Source organism: Pseudoalteromonas luteoviolacea, from assembly GCF_021654285.1.
GTDB lineage: Bacteria > Pseudomonadota > Gammaproteobacteria > Enterobacterales > Alteromonadaceae > Pseudoalteromonas > Pseudoalteromonas luteoviolacea_J.
Genome location: NZ_JAKFZS010000005.1, coordinates 23,490 through 44,410 on the forward strand (window position 1 = coordinate 23,490; position 20,921 = coordinate 44,410).

A 20,921-nucleotide genomic window follows, 5' to 3' on the forward strand; every position below is an offset into this window, starting at 1 on the left:
CATCACTCAGGCATCTGTGCCAAAGTTACTCTATCACAGCCTGCCATATCTTTTATTGTAAGTATATTGCGATAGTTCATTTGTGCAAAAATCTCTCTTACGCCCTGACCCTGCTCAAAGCCATGTTCTACCAAAATAAAGCCGCCTGAGCTCAGGTATTCTCTCGCTTGTGATGCAATATGACGTATATCTGCATAGCCATTTTCCTCAGCGACTAAAGCAGACAAAGGTTCAAAACGCACATCCCCTTGGGTTAAATGTACATCGTTGTTTTCGATATAAGGCGGATTACTAACAATCAAATCAAATTGCTGTTCAGGCACATTTGAAAACCAATCGCTTTGCGCAATAGTGACATTATTCAATGCATGTCTTTGTTGATTACGCGTTGCCAACGTCACAGCATCTGGTGAATAGTCCACCGCCCAAACTTGCCAAGACGGCATTTCACTGGCCAATGACAGCGCAATGGCGCCAGTACCAGTGCCTAGATCTAACACCTTTGCGGTATGAGGCAATGCCAAGCCGAGGGCATACTCCACCAAGGTTTCCGTATCAGGTCTTGGGATTAAGGTGCTGTTGTTGACATAAAAGGGCAGACTCCAAAACTCACGCTCACCGGTAATATGCGCAACAGGTTCTCCTTCTAATCGCCTTGCGATGTGCGCTATAAAAGCTTGATGATGTTCGTCAGATAACTCGGCTTCAGGCCAGGTAAATAAGTAACTACGGGGCTTATCGAGAATGTGTAGTAAAAGGACTTCGGCGTCGAGTTTTGGGGAATCAGAGTGTTCAATTAGTTGCTGAGTTGCCCAAGCGATTGCTTGGGCATTGGAGATTGGGCTCACCTTAATCATCACCCATCGCAGCCAGTAGGTCTGCTTGGTGCTCAAGAAGAAGCGGGTCAATAATCGCGCCTAGCTCACCACCAACCACTTCATTTAAACGATATAAAGTTAAATTGATACGGTGATCAGTAATACGACCTTGAGGATAGTTATATGTACGGATACGCTCAGAGCGGTCACCACTACCCACTAAGTTACGACGCTCGCTCGCCTCAGCTGCTTGGCGTTTTTCGTCTTCAGCCTGCTGCAGTCGCGCACCAAGTACAGATAACGCTTTAGCACGGTTTTTATGCTGAGAACGTTCATCCTGACATTCAACAACAACACCTGTTGGAATGTGCGTTATACGAATTGCCGAGTCTGTTTTGTTAACGTGCTGACCACCGGCACCTGACGCTCTAAAAGTATCAACCTTTAGATCTGAAGGGTTAATCTCAATGGCTTCTGCCTCAGGGATTTCAGCCATCACAGCAACAGTACACGCAGATGTATGAACACGACCTTGTGATTCCGTCTCTGGAACACGTTGTACACGGTGCGCGCCTGACTCAAACTTCAACTTGCCGTACACCCCATCGCCTTTAATATTGGCAATGACTTCTTTATAACCGCCGTGTTCACCCTCGTTAGCGCTTACGACCTCTACTTGCCACTTTTGCGTTTCCGCGTAGCGGCTGTACATACGGAATAAGTCACCTGCAAAAATTGCGGCCTCATCACCACCGGTACCCGCACGTACTTCTAGGTAGACATTGTTATCGTCTTTTGGATCTTTTGGCAGCATTAATACTTGTAGCTGATCTTCTAACTCAACAATCGCCGCTTTGGCTTCTTTGTATTCTTCTTGCGCCATTTCACGCATATCAGGATCTGAATCCTTTAGCATCTCTTCTGCTGTAGCGACATCTTCTTGTGCTTGCTGATAAGCAGTAAATGTTTTTACAACATCTTCAAGCTCTGAGTACTCTTTAGAAAGTGCGCGAAAGCGGTTCTGATCGCCAATCACTTCTGGATCGCCTAGCATCGCCTCTACTTCTTCATGACGCTCGACTAGGGTTTCTAACTTACGATAGACAGACTCTTTCATCTAAATTTTATTCCTGTTCAATACCTAATGCCTGCTTAAGCACCATTAATCGCTCCGTATCCCCTTCTTTTGCAGCCTTTTGAATGGCATGCGTTGGGGCGTGTGTGAGTCGATTGGTTAGCTTATTTGCTAATTCAAGCAAGACTTTTTCTGAATCTTTACCCGATTGTAGCTGATTTACAGCCTTTTCCACGAGCTCTAATTTTATTTCTTGTGCTGATGTTCTGTACTGACGAATAACATCAACCGATTTTAAAGAGCGCTGCCAATCTGCAAACTCTCTGGTTTTATCATCAATGATCGCCTGTGCTTGTGTAGCCGCCTGCTCGCGACTTGCGATATTTTCATTAACGATGGCTTGTAAGTCATCAACCGTATATAAATAGGCAGCATCCAGTTCATTAACTTGGCTTTCAATGTCCCTTGGCACTGCAATATCAACAAACAACATAGGACGATACTTTCTTTGCTTTAACGCTTGTTCTACTACCCCTTTACCAATTATCGGTAAAGTACTTGCTGTAGAGCTTATCACGATATCCGCATGCTGTAATTCATCTGGTAGCTGAGCAAGAGAGATGACATCCCCGCCAATTTCCTCGGCAAGATTTTTAGCACGCTCAATCGTTCTGTTTGCTACAGTAATGTGCTGTGGGTGATGCTGAGACAAATGCTTAGCAACTAACTCTATGGTTTCACCTGCTCCGATCAACAAGACCTTTGTTTTATCCAGCTTGCCATAGATGTGTTTAGCTAAATTCACCGCAGCATAAGCAACAGATACCGCACTGGCACCAATCTCTGTTTCCGTTCGCACTTGCTTTGCAACCGAAAAGGTTTTTTGAAATAAGCGCTCAAACATGGGCTGGATCACATGATGATGCTTAGAGCTATTATAAGCTTGCTTTATCTGGCCAAGAATTTGCGGTTCACCTAACACCAATGAATCCAAACCGCATGCAACGCGCATTAAGTGGTTTACAGCATCTTGATTTTGATGAATATACACATTGTCCGCTAGCTCTTGTTGGGAGATATCATGGAAATTTGCCAGCCAACCGAGAAGCGCTTGGGAATTAGCATTGTCGAGGCTACAATAGATTTCGGTACGGTTACAGGTAGACACAATCACAGATTCATGAAACTCTGTTAACTGATTGAGCTGCTCCAAAGCACGAGACAATTGCTCGGGTGAAAAAGCGACTTTTTCACGTAATTCGACGGAAGCGGTTTTGTGATTAATACCAAGTGCGATGATGGTCATAAATGCCAGTGTTGCCCGAGCCCTGCTTTAAAGCGGCCAATTTTACCAAAAATCAATCGAATATGGAAAGTAAGGAACCTCATTTGAAACAATTTCATTTGATTTTGCTCATGTTTTTTTTATTTCTAGGTGGCTGTGCGCAATCACCACGGCACCCAGTTCAGGGACAAGCAACACTAAACACCCTTGCCGAGTTCAATAAATGGCAGGCCCGTGGCAAAATTGCCTTCATAGCCCCCGACGACAGACAGTCAGTGAACTTTAATTGGCAATATACTGATAATAAGCAAACACTCACCTTAACCAGCTTTATCGGTACTCAAGTTTTAAAAATGATGGAACTTGATCAATATAGTGAACTGGTTGTAGATGGCAAGTCTTATACCGGACCAGAAAGCGCTGCACTTATTCATCGCGTCAGTGGTTGGCAACTACCTATCACGCAAGCGCCCAACTGGTTTACCGCAACACGCTTTGAAGCGGGTTTTGAGCTAGATGCCGCAGGTAATATTCAACAAGCCAGCTGGCAAGACGAACAAGGAAAGGTTTGGACAATCCAATATCAACGATATCGCAATTTCAATGGGCTAACACTGCCTGCAAGGCTGACACTGGCACATCAAGATATTACAATCAAAATTCAAATTAATGCATGGCAGTTCGACTCATAATGACCAAACTCACTTTAACAGCCCCCGCTAAGCTCAATCTTTTTTTACATATCAATAACCGCAGAGCAGATGGTTACCATGAATTGGAAAGTCTATTCACAATGCTCGACTTTGGTGACGAACTGAGTTTTGAGCTGATTGAAGAAGATGACATCCAAATAGAGGGGGATGTAGCGGGGATCAATCATGAAGATAACCTTATTTATAAAGCTGCCAAAGCACTTTTACCCCATCGAACAGTAAAAAAAGGGGTAAACGTACATTTAACGAAACACTTACCTATGGGCGGAGGAGTGGGCGGTGGTTCTTCTGATGCAGCGACTACCCTACTTGCTTTAAACACGCTATGGGAATGCAACCTTACACTGCAAGCACTGGCAAAAATAGGATTGCAACTCGGTGCAGATGTCCCTGTATTTATTCATGGTAAAACCGCGCTAGCCCAAGGTGTTGGGGAAGTTTTAACCCCGTTTGATTATCCTGAAAAATGGTATTTGGTGGTCGCGCCAGGTGTCCATGTTAGTACCGTAAAAGTGTTCACCGATCCGGACTTACCACGCAGTACAGCCAAACTAAAAACGCCTTGGCAAATGACAGATACACGCAATGACTGCGAAGAGTTAGTTAAAAAGCTTTACCCTGAGGTTGAAAAGACCCTGACGTGGTTGCTAAAATATGCGCCGTCAAGAATGACAGGAACTGGAAGTTGTTGTTTTGCAGTTTTTGATGACGAGCAAACAGCACTGCGTGTACTCCAGCAAATGCCGTCATCTTGGCAAGGCTTTGTAGCTAAAAGTGCAAGTGAGTCAATCACTCACAAACAATTAGCTACGTGGCTAAACAAAGAGAAGTAAATTAGTTTAAGTTAGCCTGTATCGACTGTGCTATTTTAGTCTTTGCATGTTAGTCCAAAAATTCAGTGCCTGAGGAACCCTACCGTGCCCGACATGAAGCTCTTCGCTGGTAACGCAACACCCGAGCTAGCTCAAAAAGTTGCAAAACGTTTATTTATTGAGTTAGGTGATGCCGTTGTAGGCCGTTTTAGTGACGGTGAGATCAGCGTTCAAATCAATGAAAATGTACGTGGTTCAGACGTCTTTATTATTCAATCAACTTGTGCACCAACAAACGATAACCTGATGGAACTTATCGTTATGGTTGACGCACTACGTCGTGCTTCTGCTGGTCGTATCACAGCAGTAATCCCATATTTTGGTTATGCACGTCAAGACCGCCGCGTTCGTTCAGCACGTGTGCCTATTACTGCAAAAGTAGTAGCCGACTTCCTATCAAGTGTAGGTGTTGACCGCGTATTAACTGTGGATCTACATGCAGAACAAATCCAAGGCTTCTTCGATGTGCCAGTAGATAATGTATTTGGTAGCCCTGTACTTATCGAAGACATGAAAGAGCGTGATTTCGACGATGTCGTTGTTGTCTCACCAGACATTGGCGGCGTAGTACGTGCGCGTGCTATTGCAAAGCTACTTGACGACAAAGACCTTGCGATTATCGACAAGCGTCGCCCTCAAGCGAACGTATCACAAGTAATGCACATTATCGGTGACGTAGAAGGCCGTGACTGTATTATCGTTGACGATATGATTGATACAGGTGGCACTTTATGTAAAGCTGCTGCTGCACTGAAAGAGCATGGTGCTAAGCGTGTATTCGCTTATGCAACGCACCCAGTTTTATCTGGTAATGCTGCTGAGAACTTACGTAACTCAGTTATCGACGAAGTGATCGTAACAGACTCTATTCCATTGTCTGACGAGCTTCGCGCAATTGATAAGGTTAAAGTGTTAACCTTAGCTGACATGATGGCAGAAACTATTCGCCGTATCAGCAACGAAGAATCAATCTCGGCAATGTTTGAACACTAATTCATTGCAAGATTAAATAAAAAAGCACCGTTTGGTGCTTTTTTATTGCTCTAATGGTTTTAATCTAGCCATGATAGTGCTATATTAGCGCGCCTTTTTTACCTACTGGGCAGACAAAATTTGTCAGCTTGATAGGTATACGCCAGAAAATTTGGTCGCGAGTTTTCTGACATTATTAACTTTATATATTTTGGAGACAGTTATGTCACAATACGTTTTAGACGCTGAAGTACGCGTAGAATTAGGTACTGGTGCGAGCCGCCGCCTACGTCGCGCTGAGAAAGTTCCTGCAATCCTTTACGGTGCGGGCAAAGAAGTTGTTTCTCTTACTCTAGATCACAACAAAGTGATCCACATGCAAGAAGACGAAGGTTTCTACACTCACATCCTTACGCTAAACATTGGCGGTGAGTCTGTTGAAGCTATCGTTAAAGACATCCAGCGTCACCCGTACAAGCCTAAGATCACTCACTTAGACTTCCAACGTGTTGATGCTTCTCAGAAGATCCACACTAAAGTACCAGTACACTTCATCAACGAAGAAGCTGCTACTAAAGGCGGTAACACTGTTGCTCACCACGTAACAGAAATCGAAATCACATGTCTACCAGCTCAACTTCCTGAGTTCGTAGAAGTTGATGTTGCTGCGCTAGAAGTAGGTGCAACTGTACACCTTTCTGACGTTGTACTTCCTGCAGGTGTTGTTTCAGTAGAACTAGCTAAAGGTGCGGACCACGACCAAGCTGTTGTTACTTTAAACGCTCCTAAAGGCGCTGCTTCTGAAGAAGCTGAAGAAGCAGCTGAGTAATTTTTAAGGTGTTAACACCTTGAATAATATTCAAATGCTTGTGGGCCTGGCTAATCCAGGCCCCGAATATGCAAACACTCGTCACAATGCCGGTGCGTGGTTCATAGAAGAACTGGCAAAGCGCTACAATTGCATTCTCAAACCCGACTCTAAGTATCATGGCCTTACAGGCAAAGTACTTATCAATAATCAAGAATTCAAATTGCTTATTCCCACCACTTATATGAATTTAAGTGGCAAAGCGGTATCAAGCCTTGCAAACTTTTTTAAAATTCCAGCTGAAAACATTCTCGTTGCACATGACGAAATGGATATGGACCCTGGCATCGCCAAAATTAAAAAAGGCGGTGGTCATGGTGGACATAATGGCTTGAAAGACATTATTTCTAAGCTTGGCAATAATAAAGAATTTATGCGCTTGCGAATAGGCATTGGTCACCCGGGCCACCGAGACAAAGTCACGGGCTGGGTATTGGGTAAAGCACCAAAAGCTGACCAAGAAAAAATTGATGCGGTCGTTGATGAAGCGGTTCGTTGCATGGAAATTTTAGCGAAAGACGGTGTGTTAAAAGCACAAAACAGACTACATTCATTTAAGCCGTAAAGTATTTTTATACGGCAACAATTTGATTAACTGAAGGTTCAAAATTATGGGTTTTAAATGTGGCATTGTGGGTTTACCAAACGTTGGTAAATCAACCCTATTTAATGCATTAACTAAAGCGGGGATCGAAGCCGCAAACTTTCCGTTTTGTACAATCGAACCAAACACAGGCGTTGTTGCCGTTCCGGATCCGCGTCTAGACCAACTGGCTGCGATTGTTAATCCACAGAAGACCATCGCAACAACGATGGAATTTGTTGATATTGCCGGTCTGGTAAAAGGCGCTTCAAAAGGCGAAGGTCTTGGTAACCAGTTCTTAGCAAACATTCGCGAAACAGATGCCATTGGCCATGTTGTTCGCTGTTTTGAAGATGAAAATATCGTACACGTTTCGGGTCAAGTTAACCCTGCTGATGATATTGACGTTATCAATACTGAGCTTGTTTTATCAGATATGGAAGCAGCAGATCGCGCAGCTCAACGTAATGCTAAAAAAGCAAAAGGCGGCGATAAAGAAGCGAAATTCCAAAACGACGTATTAGAAAAAGTTAAAGCACACCTTGATGAAGGCCTAACACTGCGTTCTTTAGAGCTAACTAAAGAAGAACTTGCTGCTATCAAGCCGCTTAACTTCTTAACGATCAAACCGACAATGTATATCGCCAACGTCACAGAAGATGGTTTCGAAAACAACCCATTCTTAGACAAAGTACGTGAAATTGCAGCTGCTGAAGACGCGGTTGTGATCCCAGTATGTGCTGCGATTGAATCAGAGCTGTCAGAACTTGAAGAAGAAGACAAGCTTGAGTTCATGGCTGATCTTGGCCTTGAAGAGCCAGGTCTTAACTTAGTGATCCGCGGCGGTTACGAACTTCTTAAATTACAAACCTACTTTACTGCGGGTGTAAAAGAAGTACGCGCTTGGACCATTCCTGTTGGCGCAACGGCACCACAAGCTGCTGGTAAAATTCACACTGACTTTGAGCGTGGCTTTATTCGTGCACAGACAATTGGTTTTGATGACTACATTGAATACCAAGGTGAAAGCGGTGCAAAAGATGCAGGTAAAATGCGTCAAGAAGGTAAAGATTACATCGTAAAAGATGGCGACGTAATGAACTTCTTGTTCAACGTTTAATGACCCCTCTTATACAATGACTAAAAAAGCCCTCATTCAGGGCTTTTTTTGTGTCCGCTCGACGCTTTTATCTATTCAAAAACGCCCCTATTGCGCTTTTTACCTTAAAAGGTACAAAGCATGCCTATATTTTTTTAACCTTGGTTGTTGTCGATAATTGTACTTTCCTGTTTGTTTTGGTATAAAAACAGGCCGTTTCGCTTAATTTATCTGCAAACAATCTGTGATACGAAATTTTTTCGAAAAAAGGTGTTGACGGCATGGGGGCATATACGCATAATACGCCCCGCACCAGCGATGGTGATGAACGAAAAAGAGATGGCTATGTAGCTCAGCTGGTTAGAGCACATCACTCATAATGATGGGGTCCCCTGTTCAAATCAGGGCATAGCCACCATGCTTTTTCAAGTTGATTAGCAACTTTAAAACTAACTACCCTAATGTGCGGGAGTGGCGGAATTGGTAGACGCGCTGGATTTAGGTTCCAGTATCTTCGGATGTGAGAGTTCAAGTCTCTCCTTCCGCACCATGTTCTTGAAGTTTGAACTAAAACAACTTTGACTACCTTTGTTGGAGTATCGCCAAGCGGTAAGGCAGCGGGTTTTGATCCCGCCATTCCCAGGTTCAAATCCTGGTACTCCAGCCAATGGCTATGTAGCTCAGCTGGTTAGAGCACATCACTCATAATGATGGGGTCCCCTGTTCAAATCAGGGCATAGCCACCATTTTCTTTATAAGAAAATACATGCGGAAGTGGCGGAATTGGTAGACGCGCTGGATTTAGGTTCCAGTATCTTCGGATGTGAGAGTTCAAGTCTCTCCTTCCGCACCATGTTCTTAAAGTTTGAACTAAAACAACTTTGACTACCTTTGTTGGAGTATCGCCAAGCGGTAAGGCAGCGGGTTTTGATCCCGCCATTCCCAGGTTCAAATCCTGGTACTCCAGCCATCTCTTTATGAGATAACACTATGCGGAAGTGGCGGAATTGGTAGACGCGCTGGATTTAGGTTCCAGTATCTTCGGATGTGAGAGTTCAAGTCTCTCCTTCCGCACCATGTTCTCGATAAGAACTAAAATAATCGACTACCTTTGTTGGAGTATCGCCAAGCGGTAAGGCAGCGGGTTTTGATCCCGCCATTCCCAGGTTCAAATCCTGGTACTCCAGCCATCTCTTTACGAGATAACACTATGCGGAAGTGGCGGAATTGGTAGACGCGCTGGATTTAGGTTCCAGTATCTTCGGATGTGAGAGTTCAAGTCTCTCCTTCCGCACCATGTTCTCGATAAGAACTAAAATAATCAACTACCACTGTTGGAGTATCGCCAAGCGGTAAGGCAGCGGGTTTTGATCCCGCCATTCCCAGGTTCAAATCCTGGTACTCCAGCCAATTATCTTCAAAGATAATTATTAAACATTGCGGAAGTGGCGGAATTGGTAGACGCGCTGGATTTAGGTTCCAGTATCTTCGGATGTGAGAGTTCAAGTCTCTCCTTCCGCACCATGTTTAACTCATCTAAATATCACATCTTTATTAAATCTCAATTTATAACCAAAAATAGACATGTTATGTTCTTTCATTCTTAATTAAGAATAAAGGATTATTTTCATGGCCGAACAAGATAAAGTCAAAGCAGCAATTAACTCATTTTACAAAGGCGCAGGATTGGATTTGACCTTTAAAGGCGAAGCAAATCCAAAAGTAGCAGAGTTCTTCGGTGAAATGGTACAAAAAACAAAAGGGTGCACAGAAGCTCTCAATTGGGTACCGGAACCAACAGGTGGAAAAGCTTCTATTTCATGGATAGCGAAAAACTTTACACAAAGCGTATTAGCACAATTAGAGCAAAAGCAATCCCTTTCTTGTGCGAAATCGGTGATCTGGGGCTAACGTAGACACTTACAAGTCGCTGATTTAGGAATATAACAGTGAAAAAATTCGCCTTGCTCATTTTGACATTGTTACCTGTATTAGTCAGTGCTAAAACAGTCACAATAAACTACTGTGCATCTCCAAATATTGAAGTCTCACTAAAGCACTTCACGTACTGTGCTTCCCCAGAGCAAACTAGTAAACTCTCATTTCATGCTTTTAGCGACGCTACTTATTCTCTCATAATAAATGATACACGCTCAGAGCTATTTTTTAATTGGTTGCCAGCTTCTATTGCACTTACTGATTTGCCAAAAAAATATGGCTTAACCCCACGCGCCTTTCTAGAGCAATTATTTGATGGCACTGTTCAACAACAGAATAAACGTGGTCAGGAGATCAGCGCTATTTTTGGTACAGTTGATGGGTCCGAACTATATGTTCAAAAACGTAAAGAGAGTTATATATTTTCAGCCCTGAGTTCATCCGGTCAAAACACCGCTTTCTTGTTATCTGAAAATAGTGATTGGCTGCTTCAAGTTGACGGTCAGTTTGATAAACAAGCACTAATTCAGGTGATAAATAGAACTCGATTAATTGGCCGTTTATAACACAGGAAAGTAGGAGAAGAGTGAAACAATCTTGGATAGCTTGTCAAATTTCTTCTCCTAATAGTTTAATTAAAAACTACCACCCATCGCATGCTTAAGCACTTCTCGTTTAATGGGGCCCGCTTTATTTGCCACTTTTAACGCAAGACTTCGCAGTGACTTAAGGGGCTTAATCTCATTTGAAAAGCCAAAATAGCAAGCGTCCATCATGCTCATCATTAATAAATTATCTTTTCGACGCATTTTTTCATACTGATGAAGACGAGCAAGCTCACCAACATCATCAAAGCCTTGCAAGCACCCGCCAAGTGCTGCCACATCTTTAAAGCCAAGATTAACGCCCTGCCCCGCAAGAGGGTTAATCGTATGGGCCGCGTCACCCACTAACACCAAACGTCCTTTGCTATATTGATTGGCATGTTGACGCGCAAGCGGAAATACGGCGCTTTGCTCAACGGTAAAATCTCCAGGTAAGTCAAAAAAGTGCGCTAGTATTTCTTGTTTTAACACTTCATTAGATAACCCTTTTAAGCGTTTGAGTTCAGAGCCATGGTGATACCAAATTAAGTTGGCATAAGGTGCTTGCATAGGCAAAAAGGCGATTGGACCGGTGGGTTTAAACTCTTGCCACGTTTTCACCTGTTGCGGTCCGTCAAGCTTTATGAGAATACCCATACAGTGCTGCTGATATTGCCACCCTGTTACGCCAATGCCAGCAAGACTGCGCAGCGCAGAGCGACCACCGTCGGCTGCAATAACGAGGTCCGCGCTAAAACGCTGCTGAGGGTAAACCAGATCTATACTGCTTAAGTGCTGCTCAATCGCGATGGGGGCCTCAGTGACAGTTTCCACCTGAATATCATTGTCTTCAAACTGTGACCAAAGCGACGCTTGAATAATGCTATTCTCGACTAAGTGGCCTAGATGAGAAGTGGATACATCGGCTCTATCAAACACCAAATGCTCACTACCACCTTCATACGCCTCTAACTGGTGATAAGGCGCATTGCGACTTGCTCTTATTAATGGCATTGCACCGAGTTTATCTAATAACGCTTCTGAAAAACGGTTGATGGCAGAGACTCGAATGTCAACCTGCTCACCTTCAAGTATGGCTTTCGGATCTATGGGATTATTTTCTATCACAGTGACCTGACATCCTTGACGAGCAAGCTCCACCGCAGCCGCTGCGCCAACCATGCCGCCACCGACGATCAACACGTTATTTTTCATAAATTTGCCTAAATTAGCTGGTGTAATTACATTGTATCTTAATTAGTGAAAAAAAGATCTCTTTGCATGATTGTAGTCGAATAATTACAACCGCTCTTGATCCCCATTTTGAAAGATGAAATCTATACTTGGCTAGTGACTATAGGTCAGATAAAATACGCCTCTTTTTAAGCTATTTTAGTAAGTGTTTGCCAGTTCTTGGGGTATTTTTAATAACTGGCAAGGCGTTGTGCTGATCATCGAATTGAAAACGAGGCTTTATTTCAATGGGTAAAAAATTGCATATCAAAACCTGGGGCTGTCAAATGAACGAGTATGACTCCCAGAAAATGGCGGATCTGCTTGATGCCACTAATGGCTATCAGCTGACAGAAGAAGCTGATCAGGCGGATGTAATCCTACTCAATACGTGTTCAATTCGAGAGAAGGCACAAGAGAAAGTATTCCACCAGTTGGGTCGCTGGAAATTATTAAAAGAAGATAACCCTGATTTGGTTATCGGCGTAGGTGGCTGTGTAGCCTCACAAGAAGGTGACACAATCCGTCAACGTGCTCCATTTGTTGATATCGTATTCGGTCCGCAAACACTGCACCGTTTGCCAGAGATGATCAAACAAGTGCAAAGCAAAGAAGGCTCTGTCGTCGATATTTCTTTCCCTGAGATTGAAAAGTTTGACCGTCTACCAGAACCAAAAGCAGAAGGCCCTACGGCGTTCGTCTCAATTATGGAAGGCTGCTCTAAATATTGTACTTTCTGCGTTGTGCCTTATACGCGTGGTGAGGAAGTAAGCCGTCCGTTAGACGATGTTATTTTAGAAGTGGCGCAGCTTGCAGAGCAAGGCGTGCGTGAAGTGAACTTACTGGGTCAAAACGTAAACGCTTATCGCGGTGAAATGCACGATGGTGAAGTGTGCTACTTCTCTGATCTACTGCGTTATGTGGCTGCGATTGATGGTATTGACCGTATTCGATATACCACGTCACACCCTGTTGAGTTTACGCCTGACATCATCGAAGCCTACGCAGACGTACCTGAGCTTGTTGATCACCTGCACTTGCCAGTACAAAGTGGTTCAGACCGTGTACTTAACTTGATGAAGCGCGGCCATACTGCACTTGAATACAAGTCTACTATCCGTAAGCTACGCAAGATCCGTCCAAACCTAAGCATGAGCTCAGACTTCATCATTGGTTTCCCTGGCGAAAGCAAAGCAGACTTTGAAGAAACGATGAACCTGATCAACGCGATTGGCTTTGATATGAGCTTCAGCTTCATCTACTCAGCGCGCCCAGGTACTCCAGCGGCAGACTTACCAGATGATGTACCAGAACAAGAAAAGAAAGAGCGTCTGTATCTTTTACAAAACCGCATCAACCAAATGGCACAAGATATCAGCCGTAAAATGTTTGATACTGAACAACGTATCCTTGTTGAAGGTCCTTCGAAAAAGAACCCAATGGAACTACGTGGACGTACCGAGAATAACCGTGTAGTGAACTTTGAAGGTCCACACTCAGTGATCGGTCAGTTCGTTGACGTGCGTATTACTGAGGCGCTACCAAACTCATTGCGTGGTGAATTGATCCGAACTGAGGCTGAAATGGACTTGCGACGTGATGTTGCACCATCAGATATCCTTAGTCGTGCACCGTCAGAACCAGAAGCCAATGAGATTGGTGTTGCAACCTTTACACCATAAAACACTTGTTTTGCGCCAGCACTTTGCTGGCGCAATCAATCTTAGGAAGTCATTTTGAGCAATCAAGTAAAAAATATTGAGTTTTATCTAGAACCTGCCGACAACAACCGCCTCTCTTCTCTTTGTGGTCCTTTTGACGATAATCTAAAACAAATTGAACGCCGTCTAGGTGTCGAAGTCGCACACAGAGATAACTGGTTTAAAGTCACAGGTAATCAAGTTACAGCAAAAGCGGCTGTTGATATTATAAAGTCTCTGTATGTTGATACTCAGCCAGTGAAAGGCAAAGCCAAAGACATAGAGCCAGACAATGTTCACCTCGCCATCACCGAAGCAAATTGCCTAGAACAAGACGCACCGAATGTATGGGAAAAAGAAGTTTTCATTAAAACTCGCCGTGGTGTTGTCAAACCACGTAACCCAAATCAAAGCCAATATGTGGCAAATATCTTAACGCATGACATCAGTTTTGGTATTGGTCCTGCGGGTACAGGTAAAACTTACCTTGCCGTTGCTGCTGCAGTTGATGCGCTAGAAAGGCAAGAGATCAGACGTATTCTACTTACACGTCCAGCGGTTGAAGCCGGCGAAAAACTGGGATTTTTACCAGGTGATTTAACGCAAAAAATCGATCCATACTTACGTCCTTTGTATGACGCGCTATTTGAGATGCTTGGCTTTGAAAAAGTTGAACGCTTAATTGAAAAAAATGTCATAGAAGTAGCACCGCTGGCATACATGCGTGGTAGAACTTTGAACGATGCCTTTATCATTTTAGATGAAAGCCAAAACACCACCACAGAACAGATGAAAATGTTCCTAACGCGTATTGGTTTTAATTCAAAAGCCGTGATCACGGGTGATATTACACAGGTCGACTTACCTAGGGGCGCGCGTTCTGGCCTTCGTCATGCCATTGAAGTACTCAGCAATGTCGATGAGATTTCATTTAACTTCTTTAAATCCCACGATGTCGTTCGTCACCCAGTTGTGGCACGAATTGTGGAAGCTTATGAAGCTAAAGAAGAGCAAGAGCGTCAAGAAAAAGTCGCTAAGCAAAAAGCGAAACAGCAAGCTGCTGAACAACAAGGTCCAGAGTCATGAGCGTCGATGTAGATTTACAGCTCGCCTGTGAGTTTGACAATTTACCCAATGAACAGCAATTTCAAAGTTGGGCCGAAAAAGCACTTTTGCCGTATAGAGAATACGCCGAAGTGACAATTCGCATTACCGATGAGGCGGAGAGCCAAGAGCTTAACAGTCAATACCGTGGAAAAGACAAACCAACTAATGTGTTGTCTTTTCCCTTTGAAGCACCGCCAGGCATTGAATTGCCTTTAGTCGGTGACTTAATTATCTGTCCTCAGGTGGTTTTTCGTGAGGCTCAGGAACAAGAAAAAACTTTCCACGATCATTTTGCACATATGGTCATACATGGGTGCTTGCATTTGTTGGGCTTTGACCATATAAATGAACAAGACGCCATGGAAATGGAAAGTCTAGAAAAAGAATTTTTAGCCGATCTGGGCATTGCAGACCCATATCGTGATGATATTAACTAAGTGGAGTAAAGAACTACAATGAGCGACGATAACTCGCAAAGTAGCCAGGGTTCTTCTAGCAGAAACTGGCTTGGACGCATCACTCAGATGCTGCAAGGGGAACCCCAAAATAAAGAAGAGTTGGTAGAAGTCATTGCTGACGCTCAAGAACGAGCACTTATCGACCCTGAGACAAAAGACATGATGGAAGGCGTACTGAGCGTCTCTGAACTTAAAGTTCGCGATATCATGATCCCTCGCTCTCAGATGATAACGCTAGATGTTGAGCAAGACTTGGAATCTCAACTCCCTGCTATGGTAGAGTCTAGTCACTCTCGCTTTCCTGTCGTTTGCGAAGACAAAGACCACGTAGAAGGTATTTTGCTTGCAAAAGATCTTTTGCCCCTAATAGTGCAACAAAATGGCGCACTACCTGCGATTAAAGAGTATTTGCGTCCGGCTATTGTAGTACCAGAAAGTAAACGTGTAGACACTTTACTCAACGAGTTTAGACAAAAACGCTACCATATGGCGATTGTTATTGATGAATATGGCGGCGTATCGGGTCTTGTTACTATTGAAGATATCCTTGAAACCATTGTAGGTGAAATTGAGGATGAACATGATGATGAAGACGAGCAACAAGATATTCGCCAGCTCTCAAAGCATGTGTTTAATGTACAAGCATTAACACCGCTTGAAGAATTTAATGAGTTCTTTAAGACAGACTTTGATACACAAGAAGCTGACACCATTGGCGGCATCATCCTACATGCGTTTGGTCATATGCCAAGCAAAGGGGAAACCATTGATGTTGGACCACTGCAATTTAAAATAACTAACTCAGATAATCGCCGTATACTACAGCTTCAGGTCACTGTTCCAAAAACAGAGCATGTTGAAGATACCACTGAATAACCTCATTTCTTTTGCAAAAGATAAAAACGCATGGCTTGCACTGATTGCAGGCTGTGCACTGACTTTTGCATACGCCCCCTTTGGCTTTTGGCCACTGACATTTGTCTGCCTTGCCATTGCCTTTTATGTGACAGATCAACCCACCCCCAAGGAAGCTGCTAAATACGGCTTTTTATTTGGCTTTGGTTGGTTTTCCCTGGGTATTAGCTGGGTGCATGTCTCTATTGCACAGTTCGGTGGACTACCCATTGTGCTGTCGCTCATGGCAATGGCCATGTTATGTGCATACTTAGCGCTTTATCCAGCTTTGGCATTTGCGTTTGCTACGCGCTACAGTAAACATCCTTGGCAACGCTTTGCTCTCTTAATAAGTGGGTTTGCTATTACGGAGTATTTAAGAGGCACACTCTTAACCGGCTTTCCATGGCTCAGTTTTGGTTATACCCTCACTGACTCACCGCTTAATACACTAGCCCCTTGGATAGGTGAATTTGGCTTAACCGTATTGTGCATCATCATCGCTTTTGCACTCTATTGGCTGATCAATTACAAGCAATATAAAGCTGCCATCATCACTATCGTGCCTGTTTGTATCGCTTATTTGTTGTCTATGCAGAACACAGATACCAATTACAGTGGTAAGCAATTGAAGACCTTGCTTGTACAAGGGAACATAGAACAAAGCCTACGTTGGGAGCCCGAACAGTTTTGGCCTACCATGTCTAAATATCAAGATATGACCAGACCAAACTGGGCTGATGTCGATTTGGTTGTTTGGCCAGAGGCCGCAATCCCAGAAATTGAAGATTATGCGTTTGATTACCTCGTCAATTTAGACAAAGCCGCCGCCTTTAACAATACTGCCTTGATCACGGGGATCCCTGATTACCAATTCGACACGCGCAATGTATACAATACCCTGATAGTGCTTGGTAAAAAGCATCAAGATGACACCGAAGGGCAATATCAGTACTTGCACAGAAACCGCTATCAGAAGCACCAGTTGTTACCAATCGGTGAGTTTGTGCCCTTTGAAGAGCTGCTCAGACCCCTAGCGCCGCTATTTGATTTACCCATGTCGTCATTTTCTCGCGGGGATGCGGTGCAAAATAACCTGCTTGCTAATGGCATTCATGTATTGCCAGCAATTTGCTACGAAATCGCTTTCAGCGAACTGGTCAGAGGAAACTATACGGCCTCATCTGACATTTTATTTACCGTGAGTAATGATGCGTGGTTTGGCGACTCACATGGCCCACATCAGCATATTCAAATCGCCAGAATGCGTGCATTGGAGCTGCAAAGACCGATGGTGAGAGTCACCAATAACGGCATTAGTGGTGTATATGACCCTATTTCAAACCAACAGGTAACCATTGCGCAATTCACCAGTGGCACTCTCAGTACAGATTTAAAACTGATATCCGGCCATAGTTTTTTTAGTCAGCATGGTCATACTCCCGTTTGGATCTTAGTCGGTATCTTATTGCTATTGGTGTTGGTTACCAATAGTAAAAGCTACTTATCATCTAAAATGGAAAAGGCATTTTTTTAATGCCTTTTACTTTACCCCATTATTCATATGTGCCTTAAAATGGTGCAATTTCATAAATACAGCCCTATCTTAGCGCATTTGATACGTGTAATTTAAGTCTAAAGCCATGAAATTAAACAACTTAATTAATTGGCACCCTTCTTTCTTATTCTAAAGTTTAATATAACATTAGAGTCAATGATGGAACCCAACTTGTTAAATAACACACCAAGGCTGGTGCAAGCCGTTTATATGGTGAGTCAGCATGGATTAAGTATTAGCGACATAGCCGAGACTTATCAAATATCAAAACTAGCATTGTATCGTGCAGTACGTGCACACAATACCTCCCGCTTAATAAGCTCCACAAACAAAGAGAAAAGTTGTTACAGCAACTAGCAAGCCTTGAGGCGGATATCGAACAGCTCAAAAAGGGATGCTAAAATGCTAAAAATAAAACAACTCGATACCATAGGGTTAAATACCCATTGTCAGCTATGCGAGCTACTCTCTACCTGTATTGAAGATGGCGCCTCTCTAGGCTTTTATAAGCCTACCAATCCCGACCTGCTGCAACAATATTGGCACTCAGTAGCAAAAGCCATCGCCACGAAAGAGCGTAAGCTTTATATACTCTGGCGAGGGGATGCCTTAGTTGCGACGGTACAGCTTTCGTTATGTATGAAAGAAAATGGCCAACATCGAGCTGAAGTCGAAAAGCTATTGGTTCACCCAGATGCACAGCGAAGTGGCTACGCCACAATATTAATGCGCCACGTAGAGCAAAGCGCATTGGAAAATAGACGCACATTATTGGTTTTAGATACCCAAAGTGGAGATGAGGCAGAGTTATTTTATCAAGCCCTTGGTTACACTAAGGTTGGCCAGATCCCCTTTTATGTATCTGATAACCAAAACCAGTTACATAGTACCAGTTACTATTACAAGTTCCTTGGGCACCAACAACAACAACAACAACAACAACAACAACAACAACAACAACAACAACAACAACAACAACAACAACAACAACAACAACAATAACAATAACAACAAATGTAAACAAAATGAAAGCAAAAGGAAAGCAAACGTACATAAGTCATTCATACTTACAGGCTAACCTTTTTATCAACCATCTTGCTTTCCATTAAGTTTAAGGAAAAAACATGAAAACTAGCGCTGTAAATATTCTGGTGGATTTATGCACTATGAGTGGTACATTTACAACACACGCTACCGTGTTTACATGCTGTGGTATTGTCACAGGTATAGCCTCCAAGTATGGAAAGTTTGAAATACAATACAAAAGCACACGTACAGATAATCACATGGAGTCCATTTGGGTTTACGATTCACATACTTATTTGCTCGGGCCTATTTTGAAAGCCATTGAGGCAGGTAAAAAGTATGGTACAGAGTATATGCTTATAATAGAAAAAAGAGGCGCTAGTGATACAGTTTCTCAGGCGTTAAGTAAAAGTAATGCTCTCATTGCAATGACTCAAAAGTAAAGCAAACGAGCCCTCATATCATCTTACAAGGGCTCTTAAGCAATTAATGTGGTATGCCACCATCAGTGTAATAATAAAAAGCGTTTGCACACCAGTTTACTTTTTTCCATGTGTAGTCTTTATAGTAAATTCTATTTACGCAAGCTGTAACCTCACCTTCACCTTGGTAGACATCAACTAAACATGTTGTAGAGCTACATGTACCACCTCTTACATTGCTATATCGACCTGAGAACACCCAATCAACTTTCGAAACAGGCTTATCTGCATTAACTTTAAATGCAACATTGGGACTAAAACCTGGGTAGTGCTCCCCTCCCCAACAACTGCCTTCGCGGTACTCATCGAATGCCATTGTATCAACATAACAAGAAACTGAACTAGCGAAGCTATTAAATGATAGAGCACTGGCTGCAATTGCCAATAAGTATCGTTTTTTCATATTTAAAATTTCCTTTTTGTTTATTTTATATATAGATAGACCCTAGCAGCTATGCGCTAGGACCTGGGAAGGTTAATAATGAACACCACCATCACTGTAGTAGTACGTTGCCGTAGCACACCAATTTACATTGGCCCATGTGTAGTCTTTATAATAGATTCTATTTACACAGCCAGTTACTTCACCTTCGCCACCGTGTACGTTGACGATACAACTAGTAGAAGTACATGTGCCACCTCTTACATTGCTATATTGGCCACTGAATACCCAGTCAACTCTTGATACTGGCTTGGACGCGTTTACTTTAAACACAACTGCTGGCGCAAAACCTGGATAGTGCTCGCCACCCCAACAATTGCCTTGACGAGGTTGGTCATAAGCCATTGTATCAACATAACAAGAGACTGAGCTTGCAAAGCTGTTAAACGATAGAACACTGGCAGCAATTGCCATTAAATATCTTTTTTTCATTTTTAAATATCCTTTTTTAATGCACCATTCACACCCGAGAAACACTTTTCTCACATCAAAATGTATATAAAACATACTTATTTGCCAATGGTTAACACACAGTTTATAAATATTTTTATTCTTACTACGACTTAAAAAATCACCGTTAATTAAACAATAATCATTAAAAAAATATAAAACACAAAAACTTAAAAAATCACAATCCTGAAAACCAAAATAAAATCAAAAAACCAACAGCTTAATTTAATAAAAAAAATCATATATAACACAACTTAAAAGCAACAGTCACAAAACAAAAAACCACCTCTTAAAAAATCAACCTTGAACAACCAAAAAATAAAACTGGCAAATTTATTGCTGCAATTTATATCAATTATTTTTATATCTTAAAAAGGACTACTTAATGCAGCTAATTACTGGCGGTTTAATGGATATCTATTTTGGCTACAACGGCAGGGTTGGTGACGTACAAGGTGCGAAAAGAGATATACAGGAGTTCCAACAGCTTGCAAAAACAGCTGATACGCCTGAACAAAGAGAGCGATATGCACAAGCTGTCGTTCAGGTACAGACTGAAATTTTACCTAAAATGCAAAAGGAAATGGAGCAATTAGGCAAACAACTTGGACTAAAACCCGGACAGATGGGTAATACGATTAATAAAGAAGACTTAATAAAAGAAAACTTAGCATTTAAAAAAGACAACAAAGATATAATTTCTTTTATTACCGACTATCAACCCGGCAACTATTACTCTAACAAAACGTAAAAAACCTTTTATA

At 42.7% G+C, this 20,921-nt stretch carries 22 protein-coding genes and 11 tRNA genes; 27 read left to right on the plus strand and 6 right to left on the minus strand.

The window, feature by feature from the left end; translation table 11 throughout:
• Positions 1–2 precede the first annotated feature (2 nt).
• From prmC to hemA, 3 genes are read right to left on the minus strand one after another with little or no spacing between them, the layout of a single operon-like run.
• Entirely contained in the window at positions 3–857 is an 855-nt protein-coding gene (gene prmC / locus L1077_RS05480; RefSeq protein ID WP_239032899.1) for a peptide chain release factor N(5)-glutamine methyltransferase, read from the minus strand.
• Positions 850–1,935, minus strand: a complete 1,086-nt coding sequence (gene prfA, locus L1077_RS05485) for a peptide chain release factor 1 (protein ID WP_063360590.1) — start codon at positions 1,933–1,935, stop codon at positions 850–852. The genes prmC and prfA overlap by 8 nt, the downstream gene beginning before the upstream one ends.
• A 7-nt stretch (positions 1,936–1,942) precedes the next feature.
• Positions 1,943–3,199: a glutamyl-tRNA reductase gene (hemA, locus tag L1077_RS05490; RefSeq protein ID WP_237135940.1), complete on the minus strand. Its 1,257-nt coding sequence runs from the start codon at positions 3,197–3,199 to the stop codon at positions 1,943–1,945.
• An 83-nt stretch (positions 3,200–3,282) separates the two neighbouring features.
• Between hemA and lolB the strand changes: the two genes are divergently transcribed.
• The 19 genes from lolB (at position 3,283) to L1077_RS05585 (ending at position 10,789) form a co-directional block, all read left to right on the plus strand.
• Positions 3,283–3,870 (plus strand): lipoprotein insertase outer membrane protein LolB, encoded by a 588-nt coding sequence (gene lolB / locus L1077_RS05495; protein ID WP_237135941.1) that lies wholly within the window; start codon positions 3,283–3,285, stop codon positions 3,868–3,870.
• Positions 3,870–4,724: a 4-(cytidine 5'-diphospho)-2-C-methyl-D-erythritol kinase gene (gene ispE, locus L1077_RS05500; RefSeq protein ID WP_237135942.1), complete on the plus strand. Its 855-nt coding sequence runs from the start codon at positions 3,870–3,872 to the stop codon at positions 4,722–4,724. Before lolB ends, ispE begins: the two co-directional genes overlap by 1 nt.
• An 84-nt stretch (positions 4,725–4,808) precedes the next feature.
• Positions 4,809–5,756 carry a ribose-phosphate pyrophosphokinase gene (locus tag L1077_RS05505; protein WP_023397324.1) on the plus strand — a complete coding sequence of 316 codons (948 nt, stop codon included), beginning with the start codon at positions 4,809–4,811 and terminating at the stop codon, positions 5,754–5,756.
• Positions 5,757–5,958: 202 nt separating this feature from the next.
• Entirely contained in the window at positions 5,959–6,564 is a 606-nt protein-coding gene (locus tag L1077_RS05510; RefSeq protein WP_237135943.1) for a 50S ribosomal protein L25/general stress protein Ctc, read from the plus strand.
• A 19-nt stretch (positions 6,565–6,583) separates the two neighbouring features.
• Positions 6,584–7,168: an aminoacyl-tRNA hydrolase gene (pth, locus tag L1077_RS05515; RefSeq protein ID WP_039608387.1), complete on the plus strand. Its 585-nt coding sequence runs from the start codon at positions 6,584–6,586 to the stop codon at positions 7,166–7,168.
• A 46-nt stretch (positions 7,169–7,214) separates the two neighbouring features.
• Positions 7,215–8,306 carry a redox-regulated ATPase YchF gene (gene ychF, locus L1077_RS05520; RefSeq protein WP_039608386.1) on the plus strand — a complete coding sequence of 364 codons (1,092 nt, stop codon included), beginning with the start codon at positions 7,215–7,217 and terminating at the stop codon, positions 8,304–8,306.
• A gap of 320 nt (positions 8,307–8,626) precedes the next feature.
• Positions 8,627–8,703: transfer RNA gene (locus tag L1077_RS05525), tRNA-Met, on the plus strand.
• 47 nt (positions 8,704–8,750) lie between these two features.
• Positions 8,751–8,835, plus strand: a tRNA-Leu gene (locus L1077_RS05530).
• Positions 8,836–8,877: 42 nt separating this feature from the next.
• Positions 8,878–8,952: transfer RNA gene (locus L1077_RS05535), tRNA-Gln, on the plus strand.
• A gap of 2 nt (positions 8,953–8,954) precedes the next feature.
• Positions 8,955–9,031 (plus strand) — tRNA-Met (locus L1077_RS05540).
• 22 nt (positions 9,032–9,053) lie between these two features.
• Positions 9,054–9,138 (plus strand) — tRNA-Leu (locus L1077_RS05545).
• 42 nt (positions 9,139–9,180) lie between these two features.
• Positions 9,181–9,255: transfer RNA gene (locus tag L1077_RS05550), tRNA-Gln, on the plus strand.
• A 22-nt stretch (positions 9,256–9,277) separates the two neighbouring features.
• A tRNA-Leu gene (locus L1077_RS05555) sits at positions 9,278–9,362 on the plus strand.
• A 38-nt stretch (positions 9,363–9,400) separates the two neighbouring features.
• Positions 9,401–9,475 (plus strand) — tRNA-Gln (locus tag L1077_RS05560).
• Between the two features lie 22 nt (positions 9,476–9,497).
• A tRNA-Leu gene (locus L1077_RS05565) sits at positions 9,498–9,582 on the plus strand.
• Positions 9,583–9,620: 38 nt separating this feature from the next.
• Positions 9,621–9,695 (plus strand) — tRNA-Gln (locus tag L1077_RS05570).
• Positions 9,696–9,724: 29 nt separating this feature from the next.
• Positions 9,725–9,809 (plus strand) — tRNA-Leu (locus L1077_RS05575).
• Positions 9,810–9,914: 105 nt separating this feature from the next.
• On the plus strand, positions 9,915–10,196 hold the full coding sequence (locus tag L1077_RS05580; protein WP_237135944.1) for a hypothetical protein: 282 nt from the start codon (positions 9,915–9,917) through the stop codon (positions 10,194–10,196).
• 38 nt (positions 10,197–10,234) lie between these two features.
• Complete coding sequence (locus L1077_RS05585; RefSeq protein ID WP_237135945.1) at positions 10,235–10,789, plus strand: hypothetical protein; 555 nt, start codon at positions 10,235–10,237, stop codon at positions 10,787–10,789.
• Positions 10,790–10,858: 69 nt separating this feature from the next.
• Here L1077_RS05585 and L1077_RS05590 read toward each other — a convergent pair whose 3' ends face one another.
• Positions 10,859–12,022: an FAD-dependent oxidoreductase gene (locus L1077_RS05590; protein WP_237135946.1), complete on the minus strand. Its 1,164-nt coding sequence runs from the start codon at positions 12,020–12,022 to the stop codon at positions 10,859–10,861.
• A 266-nt stretch (positions 12,023–12,288) separates the two neighbouring features.
• Between L1077_RS05590 and miaB the strand changes: the two genes are divergently transcribed.
• The 7 genes from miaB to L1077_RS05625 all read left to right on the plus strand — a co-directional run bounded on the left by miaB (position 12,289) and on the right by L1077_RS05625 (position 19,226).
• Complete coding sequence (gene miaB, locus L1077_RS05595; RefSeq protein ID WP_039608384.1) at positions 12,289–13,722, plus strand: tRNA (N6-isopentenyl adenosine(37)-C2)-methylthiotransferase MiaB; 1,434 nt, start codon at positions 12,289–12,291, stop codon at positions 13,720–13,722.
• A gap of 54 nt (positions 13,723–13,776) precedes the next feature.
• The gene (locus tag L1077_RS05600; RefSeq protein WP_039608383.1) at positions 13,777–14,826 is read left to right on the plus strand and encodes a PhoH family protein; all 1,050 of its coding nucleotides are present in this window, start codon (positions 13,777–13,779) and stop codon (positions 14,824–14,826) included.
• Positions 14,823–15,284, plus strand: a complete 462-nt coding sequence (ybeY, locus tag L1077_RS05605) for an rRNA maturation RNase YbeY (RefSeq protein WP_237135947.1) — start codon at positions 14,823–14,825, stop codon at positions 15,282–15,284. Before L1077_RS05600 ends, ybeY begins: the two co-directional genes overlap by 4 nt.
• 18 nt (positions 15,285–15,302) lie before the next feature.
• Positions 15,303–16,181, plus strand: coding sequence for a CNNM family magnesium/cobalt transport protein CorC (gene corC / locus L1077_RS05610; protein WP_063363196.1), 879 nt, complete (start codon positions 15,303–15,305; stop codon positions 16,179–16,181).
• The gene (gene lnt / locus L1077_RS05615) at positions 16,159–17,736 is read left to right on the plus strand and encodes an apolipoprotein N-acyltransferase (RefSeq protein WP_237135948.1); all 1,578 of its coding nucleotides are present in this window, start codon (positions 16,159–16,161) and stop codon (positions 17,734–17,736) included. Before corC ends, lnt begins: the two co-directional genes overlap by 23 nt.
• A gap of 423 nt (positions 17,737–18,159) precedes the next feature.
• Entirely contained in the window at positions 18,160–18,759 is a 600-nt protein-coding gene (locus L1077_RS05620; protein WP_237135949.1) for a GNAT family N-acetyltransferase, read from the plus strand.
• A gap of 122 nt (positions 18,760–18,881) precedes the next feature.
• A complete protein-coding gene (locus tag L1077_RS05625; protein WP_237135950.1) occupies positions 18,882–19,226 on the plus strand; it encodes a hypothetical protein in 345 nt (114 codons plus the stop codon).
• Positions 19,227–19,269: 43 nt separating this feature from the next.
• On the opposite strand, the gene L1077_RS05630 is transcribed toward L1077_RS05625, so the two are convergent.
• Both L1077_RS05630 and L1077_RS05635 read right to left on the minus strand, forming a co-directional pair.
• Positions 19,270–19,668, minus strand: coding sequence for a hypothetical protein (locus tag L1077_RS05630; RefSeq protein ID WP_063363192.1), 399 nt, complete (start codon positions 19,666–19,668; stop codon positions 19,270–19,272).
• A 72-nt stretch (positions 19,669–19,740) separates the two neighbouring features.
• A complete protein-coding gene (locus L1077_RS05635; RefSeq protein ID WP_063363191.1) occupies positions 19,741–20,139 on the minus strand; it encodes a hypothetical protein in 399 nt (132 codons plus the stop codon).
• 403 nt (positions 20,140–20,542) lie between these two features.
• Between L1077_RS05635 and L1077_RS05640 the strand changes: the two genes are divergently transcribed.
• Positions 20,543–20,908, plus strand: coding sequence for a hypothetical protein (locus tag L1077_RS05640; RefSeq protein WP_237135951.1), 366 nt, complete (start codon positions 20,543–20,545; stop codon positions 20,906–20,908).
• Positions 20,909–20,921: the final 13 nt, after the last annotated feature.